This window comes from Xenorhabdus bovienii, assembly GCF_024721015.1.
Taxonomy (GTDB): Bacteria; Pseudomonadota; Gammaproteobacteria; order Enterobacterales; family Enterobacteriaceae; genus Xenorhabdus; species Xenorhabdus bovienii.
Genome location: NZ_JANAIF010000416.1, coordinates 1 through 272, shown reverse-complemented (window position 1 = coordinate 272; position 272 = coordinate 1). Strand labels below are relative to the sequence as shown.

General features: G+C 53.7%; 1 protein-coding gene. It reads left to right on the top strand.

All coding sequences use genetic code 11. From position 1 onward, the window contains the following. Nucleotides 1-272, top strand: a 272-nt coding sequence (locus tag NXS07_RS21225; protein ID WP_308686652.1) for a P22 phage major capsid protein family protein, incomplete at its 3' end; no start/stop codon positions are given.

Here is a 272-nt window from a genome sequence, read left to right as displayed (position 1 = left end):
ATGGAGACCGTGGAAAACCTCACACCCATGGCGCAGCGTGTAGAAAAATATGCACCGCCTGCGGGTGATATGCAGCGTTCACAGAATACCGTGTGGATGCCGCTGGAACAGGAAGCGCCTACCCAGCAGGGTTGGGATCTCACCAACAAAGAAACGGGTATCTTGGAACTGTCCGTTAAATGCAACATGGGAGTGCCTGATAACGACTTCTTCCAGCTTCGTGCGGATGATCTGCGTGATGAGCGTTCCATACGTCGCCGCCTCAAAGCATC